Source organism: Devosia chinhatensis (assembly GCF_000969445.1).
In the GTDB taxonomy this organism is placed as follows: Bacteria; Pseudomonadota; Alphaproteobacteria; order Rhizobiales; family Devosiaceae; genus Devosia; species Devosia chinhatensis.
In genome coordinates this window covers 166,350-188,259 of sequence record NZ_JZEY01000061.1, presented here as the reverse complement: position 1 = coordinate 188,259, position 21,910 = coordinate 166,350, and the positions used below count along the sequence as shown (strand labels likewise).

The 21,910-nt window shown below is 61.9% G+C and carries 18 protein-coding genes; 11 read left to right on the top strand and 7 right to left on the bottom strand.

Translation table 11 applies throughout. The annotated features are described in order from the left end of the window. Positions 1–52 precede the first annotated feature (52 nt). The 3 genes from VE26_RS11295 to VE26_RS11285 all read left to right on the top strand — a co-directional run bounded on the left by VE26_RS11295 (position 53) and on the right by VE26_RS11285 (position 1,842). Complete coding sequence (locus VE26_RS11295) at positions 53–1,021, top strand: acetylxylan esterase (protein WP_046105390.1); 969 nt, start codon at positions 53–55, stop codon at positions 1,019–1,021. 94 nt (positions 1,022–1,115) lie between these two features. Then, positions 1,116–1,604: a YciE/YciF ferroxidase family protein gene (locus VE26_RS11290; protein WP_046105389.1), complete on the top strand. Its 489-nt coding sequence runs from the start codon at positions 1,116–1,118 to the stop codon at positions 1,602–1,604. 22 nt (positions 1,605–1,626) lie between these two features. Further along, positions 1,627–1,842, top strand: a complete 216-nt coding sequence (locus VE26_RS11285) for a DUF2934 domain-containing protein (protein ID WP_052715855.1) — start codon at positions 1,627–1,629, stop codon at positions 1,840–1,842. A gap of 47 nt (positions 1,843–1,889) precedes the next feature. Here VE26_RS11285 and efp read toward each other — a convergent pair whose 3' ends face one another. Next, complete coding sequence (gene efp / locus VE26_RS11280; RefSeq protein WP_046105388.1) at positions 1,890–2,459, bottom strand: elongation factor P; 570 nt, start codon at positions 2,457–2,459, stop codon at positions 1,890–1,892. Positions 2,460–2,588: 129 nt separating this feature from the next. On the opposite strand from efp, the gene epmA reads away from it, so the two are divergent. Continuing rightward, positions 2,589–3,638 (top strand): EF-P lysine aminoacylase EpmA, encoded by a 1,050-nt coding sequence (gene epmA, locus VE26_RS11275; protein WP_046105387.1) that lies wholly within the window; start codon positions 2,589–2,591, stop codon positions 3,636–3,638. Further along, entirely contained in the window at positions 3,635–4,666 is a 1,032-nt protein-coding gene (locus VE26_RS11270; protein ID WP_046105386.1) for a lysine-2,3-aminomutase-like protein, read from the top strand. The genes epmA and VE26_RS11270 overlap by 4 nt, the downstream gene beginning before the upstream one ends. 28 nt (positions 4,667–4,694) lie before the next feature. Here the strand turns inward: VE26_RS11270 and fabV are convergent, their stop codons facing one another. After that, entirely contained in the window at positions 4,695–5,864 is a 1,170-nt protein-coding gene (gene fabV / locus VE26_RS11265) for an enoyl-ACP reductase FabV (protein WP_046105385.1), read from the bottom strand. Between the two features lie 107 nt (positions 5,865–5,971). Here fabV and VE26_RS11260 point away from each other — a divergent pair, with 107 nt between their 5' ends. Genes VE26_RS11260 through VE26_RS11250 form a run of 3 tightly spaced genes read left to right on the top strand, consistent with a single transcriptional unit; the run spans position 5,972 to position 8,018 of the window. Beyond that, positions 5,972–6,400 (top strand): GntR family transcriptional regulator, encoded by a 429-nt coding sequence (locus tag VE26_RS11260; RefSeq protein ID WP_280136888.1) that lies wholly within the window; start codon positions 5,972–5,974, stop codon positions 6,398–6,400. After that, entirely contained in the window at positions 6,397–7,275 is an 879-nt protein-coding gene (locus VE26_RS11255) for an ATP-binding cassette domain-containing protein (RefSeq protein ID WP_046105383.1), read from the top strand. The genes VE26_RS11260 and VE26_RS11255 overlap by 4 nt, the downstream gene beginning before the upstream one ends. Continuing rightward, on the top strand, positions 7,272–8,018 hold the full coding sequence (locus VE26_RS11250; protein ID WP_046105382.1) for a hypothetical protein: 747 nt from the start codon (positions 7,272–7,274) through the stop codon (positions 8,016–8,018). The genes VE26_RS11255 and VE26_RS11250 overlap by 4 nt, the downstream gene beginning before the upstream one ends. A 1-nt stretch (position 8,019) precedes the next feature. Here VE26_RS11250 and VE26_RS11245 read toward each other — a convergent pair whose 3' ends face one another. From VE26_RS11245 to VE26_RS11235, 3 genes are all read right to left on the bottom strand, one after another. Then, positions 8,020–8,661, bottom strand: a complete 642-nt coding sequence (locus tag VE26_RS11245) for a glutathione S-transferase family protein (RefSeq protein ID WP_046105381.1) — start codon at positions 8,659–8,661, stop codon at positions 8,020–8,022. Positions 8,662–8,664: 3 nt separating this feature from the next. Beyond that, positions 8,665–10,374 carry a Rieske 2Fe-2S domain-containing protein gene (locus tag VE26_RS11240; protein WP_046105380.1) on the bottom strand — a complete coding sequence of 570 codons (1,710 nt, stop codon included), beginning with the start codon at positions 10,372–10,374 and terminating at the stop codon, positions 8,665–8,667. Positions 10,375–10,456: 82 nt separating this feature from the next. Continuing rightward, positions 10,457–11,353 (bottom strand): aromatic ring-hydroxylating oxygenase subunit alpha, encoded by an 897-nt coding sequence (locus VE26_RS11235; RefSeq protein ID WP_046105379.1) that lies wholly within the window; start codon positions 11,351–11,353, stop codon positions 10,457–10,459. 119 nt (positions 11,354–11,472) lie between these two features. Between VE26_RS11235 and VE26_RS11230 the strand changes: the two genes are divergently transcribed. Continuing rightward, positions 11,473–12,507 (top strand): Ldh family oxidoreductase, encoded by a 1,035-nt coding sequence (locus VE26_RS11230; RefSeq protein WP_046106260.1) that lies wholly within the window; start codon positions 11,473–11,475, stop codon positions 12,505–12,507. Between the two features lie 17 nt (positions 12,508–12,524). Here the strand turns inward: VE26_RS11230 and VE26_RS11225 are convergent, their stop codons facing one another. Further along, positions 12,525–13,370 (bottom strand): SDR family NAD(P)-dependent oxidoreductase, encoded by an 846-nt coding sequence (locus VE26_RS11225; protein ID WP_342018412.1) that lies wholly within the window; start codon positions 13,368–13,370, stop codon positions 12,525–12,527. Positions 13,371–13,740: 370 nt separating this feature from the next. On the opposite strand from VE26_RS11225, the gene VE26_RS11220 reads away from it, so the two are divergent. Both VE26_RS11220 and VE26_RS11215 read left to right on the top strand, forming a co-directional pair. Then, positions 13,741–15,594: an autotransporter assembly complex protein TamA gene (locus tag VE26_RS11220; protein ID WP_046106258.1), complete on the top strand. Its 1,854-nt coding sequence runs from the start codon at positions 13,741–13,743 to the stop codon at positions 15,592–15,594. Then, complete coding sequence (locus VE26_RS11215; protein ID WP_052715854.1) at positions 15,594–19,922, top strand: translocation/assembly module TamB domain-containing protein; 4,329 nt, start codon at positions 15,594–15,596, stop codon at positions 19,920–19,922. Before VE26_RS11220 ends, VE26_RS11215 begins: the two co-directional genes overlap by 1 nt. Positions 19,923–20,046: 124 nt before the next feature. Here VE26_RS11215 and VE26_RS11210 read toward each other — a convergent pair whose 3' ends face one another. Continuing rightward, positions 20,047–21,909 (bottom strand): extracellular solute-binding protein, encoded by a 1,863-nt coding sequence (locus tag VE26_RS11210; RefSeq protein ID WP_046105378.1) that lies wholly within the window; start codon positions 21,907–21,909, stop codon positions 20,047–20,049. Position 21,910: the final 1 nt, after the last annotated feature.

The following is a 21,910-nucleotide window of genomic DNA, read 5'->3' as shown; positions in this document are numbered from 1 at the left end:
AGAGCCGGGCTCGTGCTGGAATGGTCCGTCACTTCTGACATGGAACGATCCCTTGCCTTTTCCCGATCTTGTTCATCCCCTTCTTGATGCTTATGAAAGCTCGGTGACTCTGCCCGAGGATTTTTCCGCCTTCTGGGCGTCCACCCTTGCAGAAGCACGTACCTTTTCCACAGAAGTCAGCCTGGTTCCGGCCGATACGACACTGCGGCTGGTGGAGGTCTTTGACGTGACCTTCCCCGGTTTTGGCGGACATCCTGTCAAGGGCTGGCTGGTCCTGCCTCGCGACCATGCGGCGGCCTTGCCCTTGGTAGTGCAGTATGTAGGCTATGGGGGTGGCCGGGGCTTTCCGCATGAGGGTCTGCATTGGGCGGCATCGGGATTTGCCTATTTCCGCATGGATACCCGTGGGCAGGGTTCGGGCTGGAGCACCGGGGCGACACCCGACCCTGTGGGGTCAGCCAGCCAGATCCCCGGTGTGATGACCAAGGGAATTCTCGACCGTCATGACTACTATTACCGCCGGGTGTTTACCGATGGCGTGCGCGCCATCGATGCCCTCGTCGACCTCGACGCCGTCGATGCCGACAGGATCGCCGTTTGCGGCGGCAGCCAGGGCGGCGGTATCGCCCTTGCCGTGGCCGGCATCGACAATCGGGTAAAAGCCGTTATGCCCGACGTGCCGTTCCTGTGCGACTTCCCGCGCGCCGTCCGCGTTGCGGGGCGCGACCCCTATCTCGAGATCGTCCGCTTCCTGGCCCAGCACAGGGAGAAGTCCGAAACGGTCTTTGAGACCCTGCGCTATTTCGATGGCGTCAACTTTGCTCGCCTCTCCAAGGCCGCGGCGCTGTTCTCTGTCGCGCTGATGGACGACATCTGCCCGCCTTCTACCGTTATGGGTGCATTCAAGGCTTTCGCTGGCCAGGAGAAGAGCATGGTGGAATATGAGTTCAACAACCACGAAGGGGGCGGGCCCTTTCAGGAGCAAGAGCAGATGCGCTGGCTGTCGGCGCGCTTTTCTTAACCTATGCATGTGATCGGTGCGGGCGGAACCTCGCACCAACTTCACCGTTTCCCGGCCAGCGTCATCAACCCATTCCGATACCGGAGCTGAGACAATGGCTGACAAGCAACTGGACGATCTTTTCCTCGATACGCTCAAGGACATCTATTACGCCGAGCGCCAGATCCTCAAAGCCCTGCCGAAAATGGCCAAGGCGGCACAGTCGGAAGAACTGAAAGCCGGCTTCGAGCAGCATCGCGCCGAAACCGAAGTCCATGTCGAGCGCCTTGAGCAGGTGTTCGAGATGCTCGGCAAAGCCCCGCGCGGAAAGACTTGTGACGCCATCCTCGGCATCATCGAGGAAGGCAAGGAGATCATGGACGAGTTCAAGGGAACGTCCGCCCTCGATGCAGGCCTCGTTTCCGCAGCGCAGGCCGTAGAGCACTACGAAATGGCCCGTTATGGCACCCTTGCAACGTGGGCCAAGCAGCTTGGGCACAAGGACGCCATGAACCTTTTCCTCGAGACGCTTAAGGAAGAACAGGCGACCGACGAAAAGCTCTCTGGCCTCGCCAAGTCGTCCGTCAATCTCAAGGCCGCCTGATCGGCTTTAGGGCTGCCAGCTCATGCTCAAGAACTCGGCCGTCGCGGAACGCATTAGGGAAACTGCCTATTTCCTTTCGGAACAGGATGGTCACCCTGAGGGCAAGGCCATGGAATATTGGCTACGCGCAAAGGAAATGCATCAGCGCCAGATCGCCTATGACAGTTGGTTGGCCGATGGCGCGCCGGCCGACCGGTCCAATCTGCACTGGATTCAGGCGGAACAAGACCTGGAATGAAAAAACGGGCCCTCGCGGGCCCGTTTTTCACTAAACGAAAGGCTCGGTCAGTCCTTGGCGCGCTCGACGTAGGAATTGTCATCGGTCAGGATGACGATCCGGGTGCCGGCATCGATATGCGGGGGCACCATGACGCGCAGGCCGTTATTCAGCACGGCAGGCTTGTAGGACGACGAGGCCGTCTGACCCTTCACCACAGGCTCGGTCTCGACGATTTCGAAAGTCATGCGCTGGGGCAGCTCCATCGAAAGCGCGATGCCTTCATGGGTCATCAGATGCACCTTCATGCCATCGGCAAGATAAGCCTTCTGGTCGCCGATCACGTCGTCGCCGACGGTGATCTGCTCATAGGTGGCCGGTTCCATGAAATGGTGGCCTTCGCCATCGGAATAGAGATAGTCGTATTCACGATCATCCACGTCGGCCTTTTCGACCATCTCCACGGTGCGCCAGCGACCAATGACTTTCACGCCATCGGAAATGCGGCGCATCGTGACGTTCGTCACCGAATTGCCCTTACCGGGATGGACGTTTTCAGCGGTGAGCACCACGTGGAGGTTGCCGTCCTGCTCGACCACATGGCCTTTGCGCAGCGACGAGGCGATGACCTTGACCATAATTCTTCCTTGTTCGTATCGGCGGCGCGGTTTAGAGGCTGGGCCGTCGTGGCGCCGCAAAATGTACTGTCGAGCGCCCGATAACCTATTCCGCGCCATTTCGCCAGACCGGACCGCAAGAAACCCGCTATGACGGCTCTCCAGACATCGCCCTGGTGGACACCCGATCGCCATGCCGACCGCAGGCCCGCGCTGCTGGCGCGCGCGCGGATCGATGCGGCCATGCGCGTCTGGCTGGCCGAACGGGACTTCATCGTGGTCGACCCTCCCGGTTTGCAGCGTTCGCCGGGCAATGAAACCCACCTTCATGCCTTCGGTACCACGATGATCGGTAACGATGGTCTGGGGCAGGGCATGTATCTGCACACATCGCCTGAATTCACGATGAAGAAACTGCTGGCCGCCGGCGAAGAGCGCATCGCCAGCTTCCAGCATGTGTGGCGCAATCGGGAGCGCAGCGCGCTGCATCATCCCGAATTCACCATGCTCGAGTGGTACCGGGCAAACGAGGCCTACGACGCCGTCATTGCCGACACCTTGGCTCTGATCCGCCTGGCCGCCGAAACGAGCGGCGCCGGAATGTTTTCCTTCCGCGGCCGCGACTGCGATCCCTGTGCGGAGGCGCAAAGGCTCAGCGTCGCCGAAGCGTTCGCCGAATATGCCGACATCGATCTGCTTTCCACCCTCGATGGGGAGGGAATCCCAAACGACGCCGCGCTTGCCGCGCAGATGGCTCGTATCGGCATGGCAGTGCCCTCCGAAACGACCTGGAGCTATCTCTTCACGCAGATCCTCGTGGATAAGGTGGAGCCGCGCCTGGGCAATGGCCGGGTGACGGTGCTCGACCATTATCCGGCCTGCGAGGCAGCTCTGGCCAGAAGGGTCCCTGGCGACCCCAAGGTGTCGGAGCGTTTCGAGGTCTATGCCTGCGGCGTCGAGCTGGCCAATGGCTTTGGTGAACTCACCGATGCTGGTGAACAGCGCAGGCGCTTCGAGGCCGAAATGGCCGAAAAGGCGCGCATCTATAATGAGCGATATCCGATCGACGAGGATTTCCTGGCAGCCCTTGCCCATATGCCGCAAGCGAGCGGGGTGGCCTTGGGTTTTGACCGCCTGGTGATGCTGGCAACCGGCGCGCAACGGATCGAGGCGGTGCTCTGGGCGCCGGTTGCGGAATGAGTGCCATCAAGTCGGTATCCGGCCTGCTCGATGCCGGTCTTATCCAGGAGGCGGCGGGGCTCGACGCCGTCGCTGCCAAATACGCCATTTCCATCACGCCCGCTGTGCTGGCGCTGATCGATCCCAGCGATCCCGACGATCGAATTGCCCGCCAATATGTGCCCACCATCGCCGAACTCGACACCACCCCGGACGAGCGCGCAGACCCCATCGGCGACCTGACACACGCGCCGGTCGAAGGCATAGTGCATCGCTATCCGGACCGGGTGCTGCTCAAGGCGGTCCATGTGTGCCCGGTCTATTGCCGCTTTTGTTTCCGACGCGAAATGGTTGGGCCGCAGGGGCTGGGCACGCTAAGTGCAGCCGAGCTCGACGCCGCAATCGCCTATATCGCGGCACACGCAGAAATCTGGGAGGTTATCCTCACCGGCGGTGATCCGTTGGTCCTGTCGCCGCGGCGTCTGCGGACGATCATGGAGAAGCTGGCCACTATCGACCATGTGAAGGTCTTACGCTTCCATACCCGCGTGCCTGTCGTCGAGCCTGAACGTGTGGATCACGCGATGGTGGATGCCTTGAAGGCCAGCGGCAAGATTACCTATCTTGCAGTTCACGCCAATCATCCGCGGGAACTGACGCCGGTGGCCCGAGCGGGGTTCGATCGATTGATCGCTGGTGGCATCATGCTCATCAGCCAGACTGTCCTCCTCAGGGGCGTCAATGACGATGTGGAGACCCTCGCGACGCTCATGCGCACCTTCGTCGAAAACCGTATCCGTCCCTATTACCTGCACCATCCCGATCTGGCGCCCGGCACCCGCCATTTTCGCGTTTCCATCGAAGAAGGCCAGGCGCTGGTGGGTGCCCTGCGCGGGCGTATTTCCGGTCTCTGCCAGCCGACCTATGTGCTCGACATTCCCGGTGGACACGGCAAGGCCGATATAGGCTCGGCCGCCATTTCAGGAACGGACGGGTGCTTTACGGTGCGGGACTGGCAAGGTGGCGCACACGCCTATCCGCCGAAATGAAGAAGGGCGCCTGAGGCGCCCTTTTCGTCTACTCGACCACCCGCGGATCGACATCTTTCGAATAATCGACGCCGCCGACATTGAAGCCGAAAAGCTTGAGAAATTCCTCGCGATATTTCGTCAGGTCAGCCAGTTCCGAAAGGTTCTGGGTGTCGAGCACGGCCCAGCGCCTTGCAAGTTCGGCCTGCATCGGTGCGGACAATTCCCAGTCGTCGACACGGATGCGGCTCTGCTCATCGAGCGCGATTTCACCCCGCAGCTTCTCGCGGAACAAGCGGTCGATCTGGTGGATCGGGCCCTCGCTCAATCCCATCTCATCCTCGACCTTGATGAGCACCGTCCCGTAAAGCGGCACGACTGGAATAGCTGAGCTTGCCTGGGTAACGACCGCCTTGAGCGCCACGACATTGGCGGCTGCCTCGCCATGAGCGGCGCGAATGGCAGCAGCGGCCCGGTCGAGATCGCCCTTGGCCTTGCCGAGCGTGCCCTTGTGATAGATGGGCCAGGTCAGTTCCGAGCCCAGATAGGTGTAGTTGAGCGTCAGGAAATCATCCGCCAGCACGCCCGCATCGGCCAGAGCGGCGATCCACAATTCCCAATCTTCGCCGCCCATGACCTTCACGGTGGCCTGTGCCTCTTCCTCGGTTGCTGGCTCGACGGTGATTTCGGACACTTCGCCGGTGCCGGTATTGAGCGTCTTGGAGGTGACCTGGCTGCCATAGGGCTTGATGGCCGAGCGATAGGTCACACCATCCTTGGGGTCGGTCCGAACAGGGGAGGCGAGCGAATAGACCACTAGGTCCACCTGGCCCAGATTGTCCTTGATGGCGGCGATGGTTTCGGCCTTGACCGCGTCGGAAAACGCATCGCCTTCAATGGTTATGGCCTTGCGACCGGCAGCGCGGGCGCGGTTTTCAAAGGCACGATTGTTGTACCAGCCTGCCGATGCCGGCTTGGTTTCCCCCGGCTCGCGCTCGAACGACACACCAATCGTGTCGGCGTCAGAACCGAAGGTGGTCACGATACGCGATGCCAAGCCGTAGCCGGTCGAGCACCCCAACACCAGTACACGCTTGCGCGCAGAGGGGATCGCCCCCTTGATCACCACATGGTCGATCTGGCGCTGAACGTTGGTCGCGCAGCCGGTTGGATGGGCGGTGGTGCAGATGAAGCCACGAATCTTTGGCTCGATGATCATGGGATTTTCTCCTCGTGTTCTTTTTGCCAATAGCCCGGATGCCCGCCAAATTCCAGCGCGCAGCATTTCTTTCGTCGCGGACTTGACGCGTTCTGTTTCTAGCTTATATGGTTCGTTGGTCAAGTAATGAACCATTGAGGCCGAGAGTGTTTGGCGATCATGCTCCAATCTATCGGCAAATCGGGGACCGGATCCGAGCCGATATCGTGACGGGAACGCTCGCGGCGGATCAGCAGGTCATGTCGACCAATCAATATGCCGCCTTTTACGGCATCAATCCGGCGACGGCGGCCAAGGCCTTCCAGGACCTGATCGAGGAGGGGCTGCTGTACAAGCGGCGGGGGATCGGAATGTTCGTTACCGCCGATGCCCGGGAGCGGCTCCTTATGCAAAGGCGCGAGCGCTTCTTTGCCGAGCATGTCGCGCCCCTGATCGCCGAGGCAAAGGCGCTCGGGATTTCGCTCGATCAGGTTGTCGACGACATCCGCAACGCCGTTGGAAAATACGACCAGAACCCGGAGAAGGATACACAATGAGCCCTCTTCTCACGATTAGCGACCTCGCCGTCCGCTATGGAAACGACGTCGCCATTGATGGCCTTTCCTTGACGTTGGAAGGTCATGGCATTCACGGCCTGTTGGGCCGAAATGGGTCGGGTAAGTCGTCGCTTCTGTCGGTTATCGCCGGTTTGCGCAAGGCAACCGCCGGCACGGTCATGCTCGATGGGCAGCCGGTTTTCGAGAATGAGGCCGCCACGACACGGATTTGTCTCATTCGCGAAAGCGGCGATACGGTCGAGGATAGTGAAACCATCGCCACGGCGCTGCGCTATGCTGCCGATATGCGCCCTCACTGGGATCAGGCTTATGCAGAGCGTCTTCTGGGCACATTCGGTCTTGAACGCAAAAGTCGTGTCGGCAAGCTCTCGCGCGGGCAAAGATCGGCGCTCGGCTGCGTGCTTGGTCTGGCCGCCAGATCGCCAGTCACCTTGTTCGACGAGGTTTATCTCGGTCTCGATGCCCCCTCGCGCTACGCCTTCTACGAGGCATTGCTTGCCGATTACCTCGAGCATCCACGGCTCATCGTGCTGTCCACCCATCTCATCGAGGAGGTAGCAAGGCTCTTTTCCGACGTCATCATCATTCATTGCGGCAAGCTGGTGTTGCGCGAGGATGCCGAAACGATGACTACGCGCGGGGCCAGCCTGATCGGGCCGGCGGATGCCATTGGCCGCGCCACCTTGGGCATGAACGTGCTGGCCGAGCGTTCGCTCGGACCGACCCGGTCGGTCGCTGTTTATGGTGCGACCGAAACGCTTCTGGATCGGGCACGGGACGAAGGGCTCGAAATCGGCCCTCTCTCGCTCCAGGACCTTTTTGTCCATCTCACAGCCCAAGGAGATCGCAAATGACCTTCGCCCCTTTGAACCAAGCCAAATCGCGCCGGTTTCCGCATTTCCCCAAGCGCATGTTTAGTGATTACGCCATCTTTGCCCTGATGGTCGCTGGGGGTGCGATTGTTGGCAGTATGGTGCTGACGCTTATCGTTTCCCAGTTCCGGCCCATCGAAGCCAGCGGCTGGGATCTGGCGCAGCAATTGCCGAACTGGTTCGCGCTGGGCGTAGGTGCACCTGTCGGCATGCGGGAATTCTGGCTCTATGTCACCCATGGCCAGACCCGCCGCAATTTTTTTGGCGAAGCGTGTCTCTGGTTGATCGCCTTTGCGCTTCTGCTCGGGGTGCTTTACGCGGCGGGGTTCTGGATCGAGATGCCCCTGTATGCTCTCATGGGATGGCCGCAGACTGTGCATACGGCCGGCCTTTACAGCCATGTTCTGGATGTTCCGATGGTGTTACTCGAGAGTGGGCTGCGATGCTTGCTCTGGGGGGCGGCGGGCCTGTGTCTCGGTGCTGCCTTCTACCGCGGCACCTTTATCGGTCTGGCTGCGATCGGGCTCTGCCTCTTCGTCGCGCAGATCGTGTCGCTGAGCATGGGCGAGGATGCCGGGCCAGTGGGATCTCTGGTGCGCGTCGGCGCCTTGCCGGCCGAGCCGCAACTGGGCCCGGCCGTTCTAGCGCACTTGTGCGGAACCGCAATTCTGCTCGCCGTCACCTGGCTGGCGATGCGCGATGCGCCGATCCTCGCCCGCAAGTAGCCTAGCGGGCGGGGCCAGCCGGGAAGATGCCCGACATGACGGTGAAACCGGGCACGCGCCGCACGCGGTCGGTCCAGCGGCGCAGGGCAGGGTAGTCCTGCCGGCTGATCCCGCCTTCCTCGCTCAGCATCACATAGGGAAAACAGGCTATGTCGGCCGTAGTGGGATGGGCAGGCGAACAGAGCCAGTCCCGTCCTTGCTTTTCACCGAACCAGAGGTGCTCGTCTATGATCCGGAAGATGCGATGGGCACCCTTCTGCGTCTTGTCGATATCAAAATCGTAGTCATAGCCCAGCGCCAGACGCGCGGCCGAGGCGGTGGCCGTGATATCGTCGGCGATGGCGTGCCAGCGCAGGATTTCCGCGGTCACCGCTGCATCCTTGGGAAACCACAGGCCCGAGGCGTCGTATTTGCGCGCTAGATAGGCCAGGATGGCGCCTGAATCCGAGAGCGTCAGCCCATCATCCTGCAGCACCGGCAGTTGGCCGAATGGATTGAGCCGCAGGAACCAGTCCGACTTGTGCTCGCGCCCGGGAAAGAAATCGACCGGGACGACCTCGTAGGCGAGGTTGAGGATATTCATCATTAGGCGCAGCTTGTAACAATTGCCCGAAAGCTCGAAGTCGTAAAGCGTGATTGTCATAGCTCAGATATCCAGCACCAGGCGGCCGCTTTTCGCCCGGCTCACACAGGTCATCATGCAGCTGTTGGAGGCCTTCTCGGTCTTGTTGAGATAGACATCCTGGTGGTCCACCTCGCCCTCGATCACCGTCGTAAGGCAGGTTCCGCAAGCGCCCTGTTCGCACGAGGATGGCACGGTCAGTCCGGCGTCACGCATGGTTTCGAGAATAGTCTTGCCGGCAGGAACATGCAGCGTCATGGCCGAACGGGCCAGTTCTATGTCGAACGCCGAGGACTGATCGATGATCTTGTCGTTCTGGAAATACTCGAAATGCACCGCCTCGTCAGGCCATCCCAGGCCTGACGCCACTTCCTGCACCATTTCCAGCATGGCGCCGGGTCCGCAAATATAGACGTGGTGGGCGAATTCATAGGGCCCGAGCGCCTGGGAAACCCGTGCGCGAATGGCGTCGCGCGCCAGCCCCACATGCCTTTCGACCCGCCCGTGCAGCGCCGTCAACTCGCTGCTGAAAGCCGCGCTTTCGCCCGACCGGGTGAAGTAATGCAGCTCGTAGGGCAGGCGGGACTGATCGAGAAAACGGCTCATCGACAAAAGCGGGGTGATGCCGATGCCTCCGGCGATCAACACGGTTCGGGCGGCATCGCGGCGCAGGGGGAAGTTGTTCCGCGGCTCGGAAATCGCCATGACATCACCGGCGCGCACGCTCTCCACCAGCACTTTCGACCCGCCCTTGCTCGCATTTTCCTGTTTGACCCCGATGACATAACTCATCAGGTCGCCTGGGCCATTTGTCAGCGAATATTGTCGCACCAGCCCATTGGGCAGATGGAGGTCGATATGGGCGCCGGGCTGGAAGGTCGGCAGGTGCCTGCCGTCGCGATCGGCCAGCTCGAAGCTGACGACGCCATCGGCATTCTGCCACTTGCGCTTGACCACCACCGGCAGCGTCGCGCCGCGCGGAATGGCGATGTCGGGCATGGAAGCCAGGTCGGCGGAGACCTTCTCGAATATGGGGCTCAGCTTTTCAGGTACGGGCTTGCGGGCTGCTGCTTTTTCCAGCCGGTCGCGTAGCTTGGTCAGGCCCTCATTGTAGTGGCGCAGCGTTGCGATGGGGTCGGCAGGCTTGCCCGCCAGCAATCCGCGAATGACCGCGCGATCCGCATCGACCGGCTGGACGAAGTAAACGATGTTGCCCAGCCGCACGGAGAGGCCTTGCATGACATCGGCTGGCTGGTCGTCCGGCGCAAGACCGGCGAGGCCGGCCACGACGTCGCCGGGACGGGCATTGACCGGCATGGGGCGCAGGGCAAACCAGTCCCCACCTTCGGCGCCCGGAAAGCCGGTGAACGGCAGATCGTCATTGGCGGCCGACCAGATCAGGCCATAGGCCTCGCGCACGGGATATTTCCGGTTTTCGATGCGCCGCGCCGGGGCGTCGGCCGGGTGAGCCGGGATATAGGTGCAGCCTGCCGAGCGGTTTGCATAGCGCCAGCCATGGTACTGGCATTTCAGCTCCTGGCCCTCATTGATGCCGATCGACAGACGGACGCCGCGATGCAGGCACCGATTTTCCCAAGCATTGACGTTGCCGTCATCGGCGCGCCAAACGGCAAGTTCTCGGCCCAGCAACTGGCCCTGATAGACGTGGCGAAACGGTAAGTCCTCGCTGGAGGCGATGGGATACCAGGTGGGATCTGAGACGGACAGGGGCATGGTTCATCCGAGGTTTGATCGCGCCACGATCGGATGAGGTCGCTTGCGATTGCCCTGGCGTACGAGGCAATCGGTTGGAAGGCTAGCTCGCCTGGGGAATGACCCCGTAGGTGATGCCCTTCTGGCTCAGCCAGCGGCGATAGGCGATGGCGCTCTTGTCGGCGCGGATCGGGGTCTCGGCACGCGGGTCGAGCGGCAGCTTCTTGGGAAACTGATTCTCGAGGATGGGTTTGTCCTGCCCGAAAATCGTCTGCTGGAAGCGGCGCATGTCCTTGATGGACGACTGGGAGTCGATCATCGATTGCAGAAGATGTGCGCGGCAGCTTTCTTCGGTCATGGGCTGCAGGAAAATCCCGATGACGTCCTGCCGGCTTTCGTCTTCTGGGCAGGATTTGTAGAGCACCGAGCAGAAGGGGTGGGGAACCCGATAGATGTATTCCACTTCCATGGCATGCGTTGCCGATTTGGCTGCACGCGGCTGGACGAAGCGACAGCGGGTCGCCAGCACTTCGTCTCGCTCCTCGGACACCTCGACATCATATTCCTTCACCTCGGTATGCGGCTCGGCTCCCAGGATGTCGGTGTGGACATAGGGGAAATGCCCCATATCGAGAAAATTCTCGACGGCACGAGGGGCCGAGACATGGATGCCGATCGAGCCGCAGCTCATGTTCCGACGGTCTTGCTCGGCAAATTCGGGAATGGGAAACAGATCAGCACTGGGCGTCCCCAGACAGGTCCAGGCATAGCCATAGGCATTTTTGACCGGAAGGCGGTCGAGGATGCTCTCGGGGTCAATGTCGTCGCCCTTCTGCTCATCGCTGCGCAGCCAGACGACCGGTTCTCCATCCTGCCCCCGTGTCATGGCGAGCCGCGTATCGAGCAAGAGAGTCGTGTCCACCTGGCCGATGGGCAATTCATCCGTCGCGGCAACGACATACCAGAGGTTTTTGGTCACGGGGTCGGGTGTTTTGGGCATGGTCGGAGGTCTCAACTTTGCGCGTCACAATAAGCCCGAATACGCTGAGTGCCAGCACAAAGTTGACGACAGGGCCATGCGTCCATGTCATGCAATGCATTCGGGGGAGGGGGTTCATGATGGACAGCAGAGGCAGCCGATTTAAGCGGAATGTGCTGGAAGAGCGGGCGGCGGCTCGGCTTTCCGACGCTGGAGCCAGCTCTGAATCGGGGGCGGCCGCCGTCAGGGCGATGATGCACGCGTCCCTTGTGGGCGTCGATAGTCATGGCATCCGTCTCACCGGGCATTACTGCCGCATGCTCGAAGGCGGGCGGCTCAAGCGTCGGCCCGAATTGGACGTGGAACGCCGCGGCGCGGGAAGCGCCATGGTGAGTGGCGATGATGGTCTGGGCCATTACGCGGCCTATCGGGCGGTCGAAGTCGGTATGGAAATGGCGCGTGAGGCCGGCATAGGTGCGGTCGGGGTGCGCCATTCGTCCCATTTCGGCGCTGCCGGTGCCTATGCACTGGCAGGGGCTGAACAGGGTTTTGTCACCTTTGCCACCACCAACACGGATTCGATGGTCGCTCTGTTCGATGGCGCGCGCAAATTCCACGGGACCAATCCCCTTACCTTTGCCGCACCTGTCCCCGGCAGCCGACCGTGGCTGCTCGACATGGCTACGTCCTCCATTCCGCTCAACCGCGTGCTGCTGCATCGCTCTCTCGACGAACCGCTGCCGCCCGGTACGGCAGCGACTCCAGAGGGCAATGCGACCACCGATCCTCACGCTGCCGACATGCTCCTGCCGCTCGGGGGTGTCGACTACGGCTACAAGGGCGCGGCGCTGGCGGGGGTGGCAACTTTGTTTTCCGCGCTTCTGACCGGCACCACGCTCGATCCGGACTTCATCCCCATGTATGGCACGGCCGATATTTCGACGCCGCGAAACATGGGGCACTTCATCCTTGTCATCGATCCGGACAAGTTTGCGGGCAGGGCGGCCTTTGCCCATGCCATCACCCATTACCTTTCGAGCCTGCGCGCCTCTCCCGCCCGACCCGGGGGCGGTCCGGTCATGGCTCCGGGCGATCGTGAATGGCAGGTCATGGCCGAGCGGGAGCGCGATGGCGTCCCGCTCGATCCCGACACGATTGCCTTTCTCGGACTTTAGGGTCGTTCTGGAACGGCCTAGTTCTGGCGGTAGATATCGAAAGGACCGATGGCCTGAGTGGTCGCCATGAGCTGGATCTTGTTGACGTTCACATGCTCGGGCAGTGACGTGGCCCAAAAGATCGACTCGGCGATGTCGTCCGCAGTCATGGCCTTCGTCCCCGAATAGACATTGCCGGCCTTGCTTTCATCGCCCTTGAACCGAACGATGGAAAATTCGGTCTCGGTCAGGCCCGGTTCGATGTCGGTGACGCGGATGTTCTTGCCTTGCAGGTCCGAGCGGATGGCGAGGGCAAAATGTTTCACAAACGCCTTGGAGGCGGCATAGACCGATCCGCCGGGATAGGCGAACTCACCTGCGACCGATCCCATCGTCACCACATGTCCGCCACCGCGCGCCACCATGCCGGGCAGGAGCAGACGTACCGTATAGACCAGGCCTGACACATTGGTGTCGATCATGGTTTGCCAGTCGTCGAGGTCCGCTTCGGCGGCTGGCTGCAAGCCCAGCGCCAGACCGGCATTGGCGAGGACGACATTGATCGCGTCGAACGGCGCGGGGATGGCAGCGATGGCGGCCTGCAGGGCTGTACGGTCGCGAACGTCCAAGGCGATGATGTGACATTTGTCGGCGCCCAGTTCGTCGCGCAGTTCGAGCAGGCGATCCTCCCGTCGCCCCGTTGCAATCACCTTGCCGCCGGCCGCAACATAGCGGCGCGCTGCTGCCGCGCCGAAGCCTGAAGTGGCACCGGTGATGAAGACGACGAAGCGGCTGGGATCGAGCAAGGAATACATGGGGCGTCCTGAAAAACCGGCATTGGCAATTTTTGCAAGGTGAACGCCGGTGCCAGCAGCGTCAACCATTCGAGATCTTTCTTGCAGGTCTGCAACGCAGGTAACGGACATCGAGATTCCCGATCGACGCCGCCTTTACGTCTCGCTGCGCTGGGCCGACGCGTTGCGCATCGGCCACGGCTGGCCGCTCAATAAGATCAATTTGGCCAATAAGGGTGGTCCTCGCGGGTTGCCCGCCTTAAACTTGCCGTCAATTCTCCGCCGATTGGGCGACGAATTCGACGGGCTTCGAAAGGTTTAACGGAATCTTTCCGCCCCTCATGCAAATTTCGGCTTTGGCCCGGTTTGGTTGAAGCGTAAAAGGGCGGATAGAACACTGCGAAGCGCGCGTATTGTAACGAGTTTCGGCGCCTTGTGCCTTGCCATGGCGGTTTCGGCCATGCCGGGGCATCCCGTGCATGCGTTTGAACTCTTCGGTATAAAGTTTTTCGAGGATCAGTCGGAGATCGACGCCGAGGCGGTGATCGTGGATCCCCAGCCCTATTTCGTGGCCTTCAGCGTTACCGAAGGGAGTACAGTCGAGGCGACCCTGCGGAATGCCTCGGCGCTTTTGGCCGATGAAAACGAACCGGCCTCCGGAGCGGCTGGGCTCATCGCCAAGGCGCGGGGAGATTATCGGCGCCTGCTCGCGGCACTTTATGGCGAGGGCTATTACGGAGGCTCCGTCAGTATCCGCATCGGCGGGGTGGAGGCGGCCAATCTCGCGCCCGATACCAACCTGCCTGATCCAGTCGACGTCACCATCGCAATCACGGCTGGCCCAATCTTCCGCTTTGCCAACGTCACGATCGTCAATCAGGCCCCGCCAACGAACGATCCTGATGATCAGGTTGATCTGCCGGTAATGCGCGGTTTCGGGGCTGGCGAGGTAGCCCGCTCATCGGTAGTGCTCAGGGCAGAAGAACTGGCGCTCGAAGCCTGGCGCGAACTGGGCTACGCCAAGGCAGAAATTGTCTCACGAGACGTCGTGGCCGATCATGCGACCAATTCGGTCGATGCAACCATCACCGTGAATCCGGGGCGGCAGGCGTTTTTCGGGCCGATCGCCGTCAGCGGTACGCGCGACATGAACCCTGATTTCGTCGCACAGCAGACCGGCCTTGCCGTCGGACAGGAATATGATCCGGACGATGTGCGCCGGGCCCAAAAACGCCTCGATCGTCTTGAGGTCTTTCGTTCGGCCCGTCTCGAGGCCGCACAGTCCATCGGGGCGGACGGTCTTTTGCCCTATGACCTGATCGTCGAAGAACTGCCCGGCCGTCGCTTTGGCCTCGGCGCTACCTATTCCACGATCGACGGGCTGGGGTTGGAAGGATACCATCTCTGGCGCAATCTGTTCGGCCAGGCCGAGCGCTTGCGCCTCGATGCACGCATTGCCAGCATTGCCTGGCCCATCGACACTGCACAATTCGACTATTTTGTCGGCGGTACCTTCACCAAGCCGGGGTTCTACCATCCGGACGTAGACCTGGTGGCGGCGGTCTCGGCGGAACGCACCATCTACCCGACCTATACGGAAACATCGGCCAGCGGTCGGCTGGGGCTGACCTGGTTTTTTTCGGACGAATTGACCTTCAACGGTGGGGCCAACTTCAAGCGCGCCCAGTTTGAGGACAATTTCGGAACGCGCGACTTCGCCACGGCCGGCGTTTATGCGGGTGTCATCTTCGACAGTCGCGATTCCAGCGTCGATCCGACCGAAGGCTGGTATGCGGCGGGCAATGTCGAGCCCTATTACGACTTCATCTATGGCAATACCGGGCTGCGGGTAGAGGCGGAAGCGCGCACCTATTTTGGCTTCGGCGAAGACGATCCCTTCGTGGTGGCCGGTCGCATCAAGGGCGGCGCCCTGATCGGGCCGGACCTCAGCGAAATCCCGCCGGACAAGCTTTTCTTTGCCGGCGGCGGTGGTTCGGTGCGCGGCTACGGCTTCAAGTCGATCGGGGTCGATGACGGCACGGGCATCGTGACGGGCGGGCGGTACCTGCTCGAGGCCTCGCTCGAGGCGCGAGCCAAGGTTACGGAGGATATCGGGGTCGTGGGCTTTGTGGACGGCGGCTATGTCGCGGCGGACGTGTTCCCCGGTATCGAGGACCTGCGCCTGGGTGCCGGTGTCGGCCTGCGCTATTATACTGGCCTGGGGCCCTTGCGCCTTGATGTGGCCGTACCGCTCAACAAGCGTGCGAGCGATTCCGACTATGCCATCTATGCCGGCATCGGGCAGGCCTTCTGATGGCCGTTTTCTCCCGAAAGACCTTGTTCGTCGCTGCGTTGCTGCTTGCGCCTGCTGCCATTCCGGTGGCGCTGGTCGCCCAGGACATGAACAATGAAGAACAGAAGGACTGGCTCACCAGCTTTGTGGAGGGCCAGCTCTCGACACCAGAGCGGCAGATCCGGCTTTCCAATATCGATGGCCTGCTCGGCTCGGACGTGTCGATCCGCGAGATCACCATTTCCGATGCCGAAGGTGTCTGGCTTCGAGTCAACAATGCCAGCCTGAACTGGAACCAGGCGGCACTGTTCACCGGTCGTCTGGATGTGCGCTCGCTGCGGGCAGAGTCCATCCAATATGTTCGCAATGCCATTCCCGTAGAAGGCGCAGTCGACCTGCCGCCACCCGAAGCGGGCAGTTTCGAAGTTCCGGAATTTCCCGTGGCGATCCAGCTCGGCGAGCTGGCCGTGCCCAGTGTCACGTTCGGCGAAGGCGTGTTCGGCCTGGGGTCGGAAATTTCCCTCGCCGGCTCGATGACGCTCGAGGGCGGCAATCTCGATGCCGTGCTCGACATCGAACGACTGGATGGCCCGGGTGGCACGCTCGACCTCGACATCGCCTATCGCAATGCCGAGAATTCCATCGATCTCAATCTGGCATTGGTCGAGCCGCCCAATGGCGTGATCGCCAACCTGCTCAACATCGAGGGAAGGCCAGCGGTGACGCTGACCCTGGCCGGGGCAGGGCCGGTCTCCGACCTCACGGCGCAACTCGAGCTTTTGGCCAACGACCGGCAGGCGCTGGCCGGTACGGCGGCGCTTGCGCAAGGCGCCGAGGGCCTCTCGATCAACGTTGATCTAGGCGGTCCGCTTTCGACCCTGATCGCCGAGCCCTACCGGGACTTCTTCGGTACCGAAACCCGGCTGACCGCCAATGCGCTGCTGCGCGAAGGTGGTGGGCTCGACATTTCCGGGATCAGCCTGAGCGGTGGACAGCTCGACCTCGCCGCTACTGCACGTACCACGCCCGACAATTTCCTTTCGCGCCTGGGTCTGTCCGCGCGCATCGCCGATCCGGCCGGCGGCATGGTGACGCTGCCTGTCGCGGGCAATGCCACGCGGGTGCAGTCGGCGGATCTGTCCATCGCGTTCGGGACCGACGCCTCCGACCAATGGCAGGCGGGTTTCGACATCGTCGATTTTGAGACAGACGGCTTTGCCGCCGAAACCTTTGGTCTGACCATTGGCGGAGCGGCCCGCAATCTCGAGGACGCGGCGACGCGCATGGTAACCTTCAACGGCGATGGCACCCTCGCCGGTATCACATCCGACCCGGGGGTCGAGGCTGCGCTGGGGGACAGCGTCGGATTGGGCATTGCCGGGCTGTGGAATGCCGGCGAGCCGATTCAGCTGGCCGAATTGCGTGTCGTGGGTGAGGCGCTTACGGCTGGCATGACCGGGATGATCGACGGCACCGATTTCGATGGTCGCCTCCAGATCCAGACCGACAATATCGCCCCATTCTCGGCGCTGGCGGGGCGAGACCTCTCCGGCGCGCTCGATCTTGCCGCCGAAGGACGCATCATGCCCGTCAGCGGCGGGTTCGACCTGAGCTTCGATGGCTCCGGCACCGATCTTTCGGTTGACGATGCGGTGGCCGACACCCTGCTCGAAGGGCGCGTCACGCTTTCTGGCGAACTCGCGCGCACGACGTCCGGCATCAGCGCGAACGCCTTCTCTATTGCAAATAACCAAGTGCAGTTCAGAGCCGATGGCAGCTTTGCCAGCGATGTTTCCGATTTCGCGATCGTCCTTGATCTGGCCGATCTGGCGCTGGTGTCGGAAGACGCTAGCGGCGCACTCAACGTGTCCGGCTCGGCTCGCTCCACCGGCCCGGAATCCCCGCTCGTGCTGTCGCTGGTCGGCACGGTTCCCAGCGGCAGGCTCAACGACTATGCCCTGCGCGACGCCGAAGTCAGCGTGGCAGCCAATCTGCTCGATGGTACCATCGCAGGGAACGTTAATGGCTCGGCCATGCTGGATGGTCACCGGGCCAGCCTCAGCACAGCCTTCCGCGCCGATGCGGACAGCCAGGTTCTGCCCGATATCGGCTTCGAGATCGCCGGCGCACGTCTTTCGGGCAATGTGACCCGCATGGTGGAGTCCGGCCTGCTGAACGGTCGAATCGATGTCGCGGCCCCGGACGTGTCGTTGGCTGCGGCGCTGCTGCTTACCGATGCCTCGGGCGCTCTCAATGCGGCGGTCGAGCTGACACCGCAGGACGGCACCCAGTCGGCCGCCATTACCGCAAATGCCAGCAATCTCCGGATCGACGACATACGTGTCGGCCGGGCAGAGATCGCTGCCGGCCTGACCGATCTTTTCGGCGTGCCTGTGGCCAATGGCACCGTGACCGCAGAACGCATCGCGGCGGCCGGCATCGTGGTCAATACTCTTGAGGCGCAAGCCAGCCAGAGTGGCACGACGACCACTTTCGACGCCCGGGCCGCACTCGCCACAGGCACCGATGTCTCTCTGGCTGGAGCGCTGAGCCCAGTCGATGGAGGCTATAGGCTGGCTCTGGACCGAGCTGACCTGGTGCAGAACACGCTCTCGGCGCGTCTGGCCAGCCCCGCCTCCATTGCCGTGCAAGGCGATAATGTGACCCTGGATGCACTCCGCTTCCTCGTTGGGTCGGGCAGCATCACGGCCACCGGCACTGCGGGCAATGCTCTCAACATGGTGGTGGAGATCGCCGACCTGCCGCTCAACATCGCCAATGCGGTCGTGCCGGATCTCGGCCTGTCCGGCACGGTGAACGGCAGGGCCACAATTACCGGCGCTGCGTCCGATCCCCAGGTGAGCTTCCAGGCACAGGGCAGCGGCATCAGTGCCAGCGCCATTGCGCCTTTCGGCATCACTCCGCTTAGCCTTTCGGCCCGTGGCTCCTATCGCGGCCAGACGGTCGTGCTGGACAGTTTGACGGCCAATGGCAATGGTGGCCTCTCGGTATCCGGGTCGGGCCGCGTGCCGCTGACCGGGTCCGGGGTGGCGTTGTCTCTGACTGGATCGGCGCCTCTGGCGCTGGCCAACCAGTTCGTCGCCGATCGCGGCGGCCAGGTGTCGGGAACCGCCACCTTCGGCGCGCGCATCAGCGGATCGCTGGACAATCCCCAATTTGCTGGATCCGTCGCCACCAGCGGAGCGGGCTATGTCGATCCCGAGCTCAATCTTCGCCTGACCAACATCACCGGTCGCGTGGCGCTGAACGGCACGAGCGCCAATGTGGAAAGCCTGACCGCCAATCTGGCCACCGGCGGGGCTGTCTCGGCCTCCGGCACCATTGGATTGACCGGTGGCATGCCCGCCAACCTGTCGGTCAGCATCAATTCGGCGCGCTATGCCGATGGCAGCATCTTTGTTGCTACGCTTTCAGGTGGCCTGACGCTGACCGGCAATCTCACCGGCTCTCCGGTTCTGGCCGGCAATGTGCTGATCGAACAGGCCAACATTACGGTGCCGGAAAGCCTGGGTGGGGCCGCGCAATTGATCGATGTCGAACATCGGCGCATTCCCGGTCCTGTGCAGCAAACCCTCGACCGGGCCCGCATCGACGAGCGCACAGGCATGTCCACGAGCGCTTCAGGGCCCAATCTGCTGCTCGACATCAATGTCAACGCGCCCAACCAGATCTTCATCCGCGGCCGCGGCCTCGATGCGGAAGTGGGCGGCTCCGTGCGCCTGACCGGCCCGATTGCCGCGATAGAGCCCGTGGGTGCCTTCGCGTTGACGCGCGGTCGCCTCGATATCCTTGGCCGCCGGGTGATTTTCGAGACGGGCACCGTGACCCTGGTGGGCGATCTCGACCCCCAGATCAATCTGGTGGCCCGTACCGAAGGCGACGGCATCACGGTCTTCGTCATCGTTTCGGGACGCGCGTCCGATCCCCAGATCACCTTCAGCTCTAATCCGGCCCTGCCGCAGGACGAAGTGCTGAGCCGGCTGATCTTCAACCGCGCCATGGGAGAACTTTCACCGCTGCAATTGGCACAATTGGCCGCTGCGGCTGCCGAGCTTGTCGGTGGCGGCGGTGGTGGGGGGCTGGTTGAAAGCCTGCGCGGAGCGGCGGGCCTGGCTGATCTCGACATCGTCACCGATGCTTCGGGCAATGTCGGCGTGCAGGCCGGGACCTATATCCAGGACAATGTCTATCTGGGTGTGACAGCCGGGGCCAATGGCCAGTCGCGCGTCACCATCAATCTCGATGTCACTGATGATTTGACCATCAAGGGTGCGGCCGGCCAGAACGGAGATTCCAGCCTGGGCGTCTTCTACGAGCGGGATTACTAAGGCGCAGGACCGGCTCCACTCCCTGTAAAAAAGGCGCCCTTCAGGGCGCCTTTTGCTGTCCGGAGCTTGTTCTGGCGGCAAGGCAGGGGGCCCGGCTGGAACCTCTGCCAGCGCCGCCTTGACGTTATTGCCCGCTGGCTCCGCCGGTTTTGGCTGCCTTGTCGGCATCCCACCACCAGATTGTCGGGAAGCCGTTGGAGAATTCTGGCAAAGTTTCCGGCCGGCTGAAGCGATCCCAGCGGGCGGTCCGCGAATAGGTCAGCGCATAGCCGGGTATGACGAAGTGGTGATGCAGCAGCACCCGATCCAGCGCCGCCGTAATGGCCAATTGGGTGTCCCGATCGGGGGCGATGACCAATTGCTCGATCAGCGCGTCGATACCTGGATCGGCAATGCCGGCATAATTGCGCGAACCCTCGTCATCTGCCGAAGACGAGCCGAAGAAGAAGCGCTGCTCGTTGCCGGGCGAGAAGGATTGCGCCCAGCTGGAATAGATCATGTCATAATCGAAGCTGCGCAGCCGGTTTATATATTGTGGCGTGTCCACCAGCCGCAGCGTTACAGCGACGCCGATCTGGCCCAGATTTGTGATGAGATTTTGAGCTATGGGTTCGAGCGAAGCCTGATGCATCAGGATTTCGAACGAGAGCTGGGTTCCGCTGGCATCAACGAGCCGGTTGCCGTCCAGAGTGTAGCCGGCCTCGGTCAAAAGACCCAGTGCGGTCCGCAGATTGGCGCGCAGTTTGGTCGGGTCGCCCGCAACGGGATTGGTATAGGGCTCGGTGAAGACCGATGCGGGAACCAGGTCGCGCACACTCTCGAGCACTTCGAGCTCCTTGCCTTCGGGCAGACCAGAGGAGGCAAAGGGCAGGCCGTAGAAATAGCTGTCGATGCGATCGTACTGCTCGTAGAACACCGTCGCGTTCAGTTCCTCGAAATCGAAGGCGTAATTGAGTGCCTCGCGAACACGTTCGTCCTGGAACTTGTCGCGGCGCAAATTGGGAATAAACGCCGTCATCTGGCCATTGCCATTATAATCCTGCGGGAATTCCTCTCGGATCACGCGCCCTTCGGCCACGGCGGGGAAGTCGAAGCCCGTGGCCCAGCGCCGGGCGGTATATTCACTCCACCAGTCGAACTGGTCACCCTTGAAGGCTTCGAACCACACCGATTCATCGAGGAAGTATTCGATCTGGTAGGTCTCGAAATTGTTGGTGCCCACCTGGGTGGGATGGTCCTTGGCCCAATAATCCTCGACCCGTCGATAGGTGATGGTGCGGCCGGCGTCGAAGCTATCCAGCTCATAGGGGCCGGAGCCGACAGGGGCTTCCAGCGTTGAGGCGGCGATGTTGCGTGTCTCGCCGCGAGCATTTGTGCCTTCCCACCAATGCTGGGGCAGAACCAGCAGCTGACCCAGAATATGGGGCAATTCACGATTGCCGGTCTGATCGAAGGTAAAGGTCACCTCACCGGGCGCGGTAACCGATGCATCGGTGATGTTGGCGTAATATTGCGCGGAGGTGGGGCTGAGCTCGATCACCTTGTCGAAGGACCAGACGACGTCTTCGGCAGTGACAGGCTCGCCATCGTGCCAGCGGGCTTCGGGGTCCATACGGAAAGTCACCGAGCCGTAATCGGCGGCGATCATCATCGCTTCGGCGAGAAGCCCGTAGGACGTGTTTACCTCGTCCAGGGAAGGGGTCAGCAGCGTCTGGTACACCAGGCCCAGGCCACTGGCAGGCTCGCCTTGCGGCAGAATCGGATTGAAGGTGTCGAAGCCGCCTCGTGTGCCGACACGCACCGTTCCCACTTTTGGGGCATCAGGATTGACGTAATCGAAATGCTCGAACCCTTCTGGATATTTTGGGCTTTCGGTCAGCGAGTCCGCATGTAGCCAGACGCCGGTCGGCGATTGGGCCAGTGCATGGGAGGGCAGGGCGAGCAGGCCCGTCAGGGCGAGGGCTGCGAGCTTAGTCGAGAGCGTCATG

Excerpts from the sequence above, each read along its gene's own strand:
- VE26_RS11250 (WP_046105382.1), top strand. The coding sequence starts at position 7,272 with ATGACCTTCGCCCCTTTGAACCAAGCCAAATCGCGCCGGTTTCCGCAT.
- VE26_RS11260 (WP_280136888.1), top strand. The coding sequence starts at position 5,972 with ATGGTTCGTTGGTCAAGTAATGAACCATTGAGGCCGAGAGTGTTTGGC.
- VE26_RS11220 (WP_046106258.1), top strand. The coding sequence starts at position 13,741 with ATGCCGGGGCATCCCGTGCATGCGTTTGAACTCTTCGGTATAAAGTTT.
- VE26_RS11225 (WP_342018412.1), bottom strand. The coding sequence starts at position 13,370 with ATGGTTGACGCTGCTGGCACCGGCGTTCACCTTGCAAAAATTGCCAAT.
- VE26_RS11245 (WP_046105381.1), bottom strand. The coding sequence starts at position 8,661 with ATGACAATCACGCTTTACGACTTCGAGCTTTCGGGCAATTGTTACAAG.
- fabV (WP_046105385.1), bottom strand. The coding sequence starts at position 5,864 with ATGATCATCGAGCCAAAGATTCGTGGCTTCATCTGCACCACCGCCCAT.
- VE26_RS11240 (WP_046105380.1), bottom strand. The coding sequence starts at position 10,374 with ATGCCCCTGTCCGTCTCAGATCCCACCTGGTATCCCATCGCCTCCAGC.
- VE26_RS11255 (WP_046105383.1), top strand. The coding sequence starts at position 6,397 with ATGAGCCCTCTTCTCACGATTAGCGACCTCGCCGTCCGCTATGGAAAC.
- VE26_RS11270 (WP_046105386.1), top strand. The coding sequence starts at position 3,635 with ATGAGTGCCATCAAGTCGGTATCCGGCCTGCTCGATGCCGGTCTTATC.
- VE26_RS11210 (WP_046105378.1), bottom strand. The coding sequence starts at position 21,909 with ATGACGCTCTCGACTAAGCTCGCAGCCCTCGCCCTGACGGGCCTGCTC.
- VE26_RS11230 (WP_046106260.1), top strand. The coding sequence starts at position 11,473 with ATGGACAGCAGAGGCAGCCGATTTAAGCGGAATGTGCTGGAAGAGCGG.
- epmA (WP_046105387.1), top strand. The coding sequence starts at position 2,589 with ATGACGGCTCTCCAGACATCGCCCTGGTGGACACCCGATCGCCATGCC.
- VE26_RS11215 (WP_052715854.1), top strand. The coding sequence starts at position 15,594 with ATGGCCGTTTTCTCCCGAAAGACCTTGTTCGTCGCTGCGTTGCTGCTT.
- VE26_RS11290 (WP_046105389.1), top strand. The coding sequence starts at position 1,116 with ATGGCTGACAAGCAACTGGACGATCTTTTCCTCGATACGCTCAAGGAC.
- efp (WP_046105388.1), bottom strand. The coding sequence starts at position 2,459 with ATGGTCAAGGTCATCGCCTCGTCGCTGCGCAAAGGCCATGTGGTCGAG.
- VE26_RS11285 (WP_052715855.1), top strand. The coding sequence starts at position 1,627 with ATGCTCAAGAACTCGGCCGTCGCGGAACGCATTAGGGAAACTGCCTAT.
- VE26_RS11235 (WP_046105379.1), bottom strand. The coding sequence starts at position 11,353 with ATGCCCAAAACACCCGACCCCGTGACCAAAAACCTCTGGTATGTCGTT.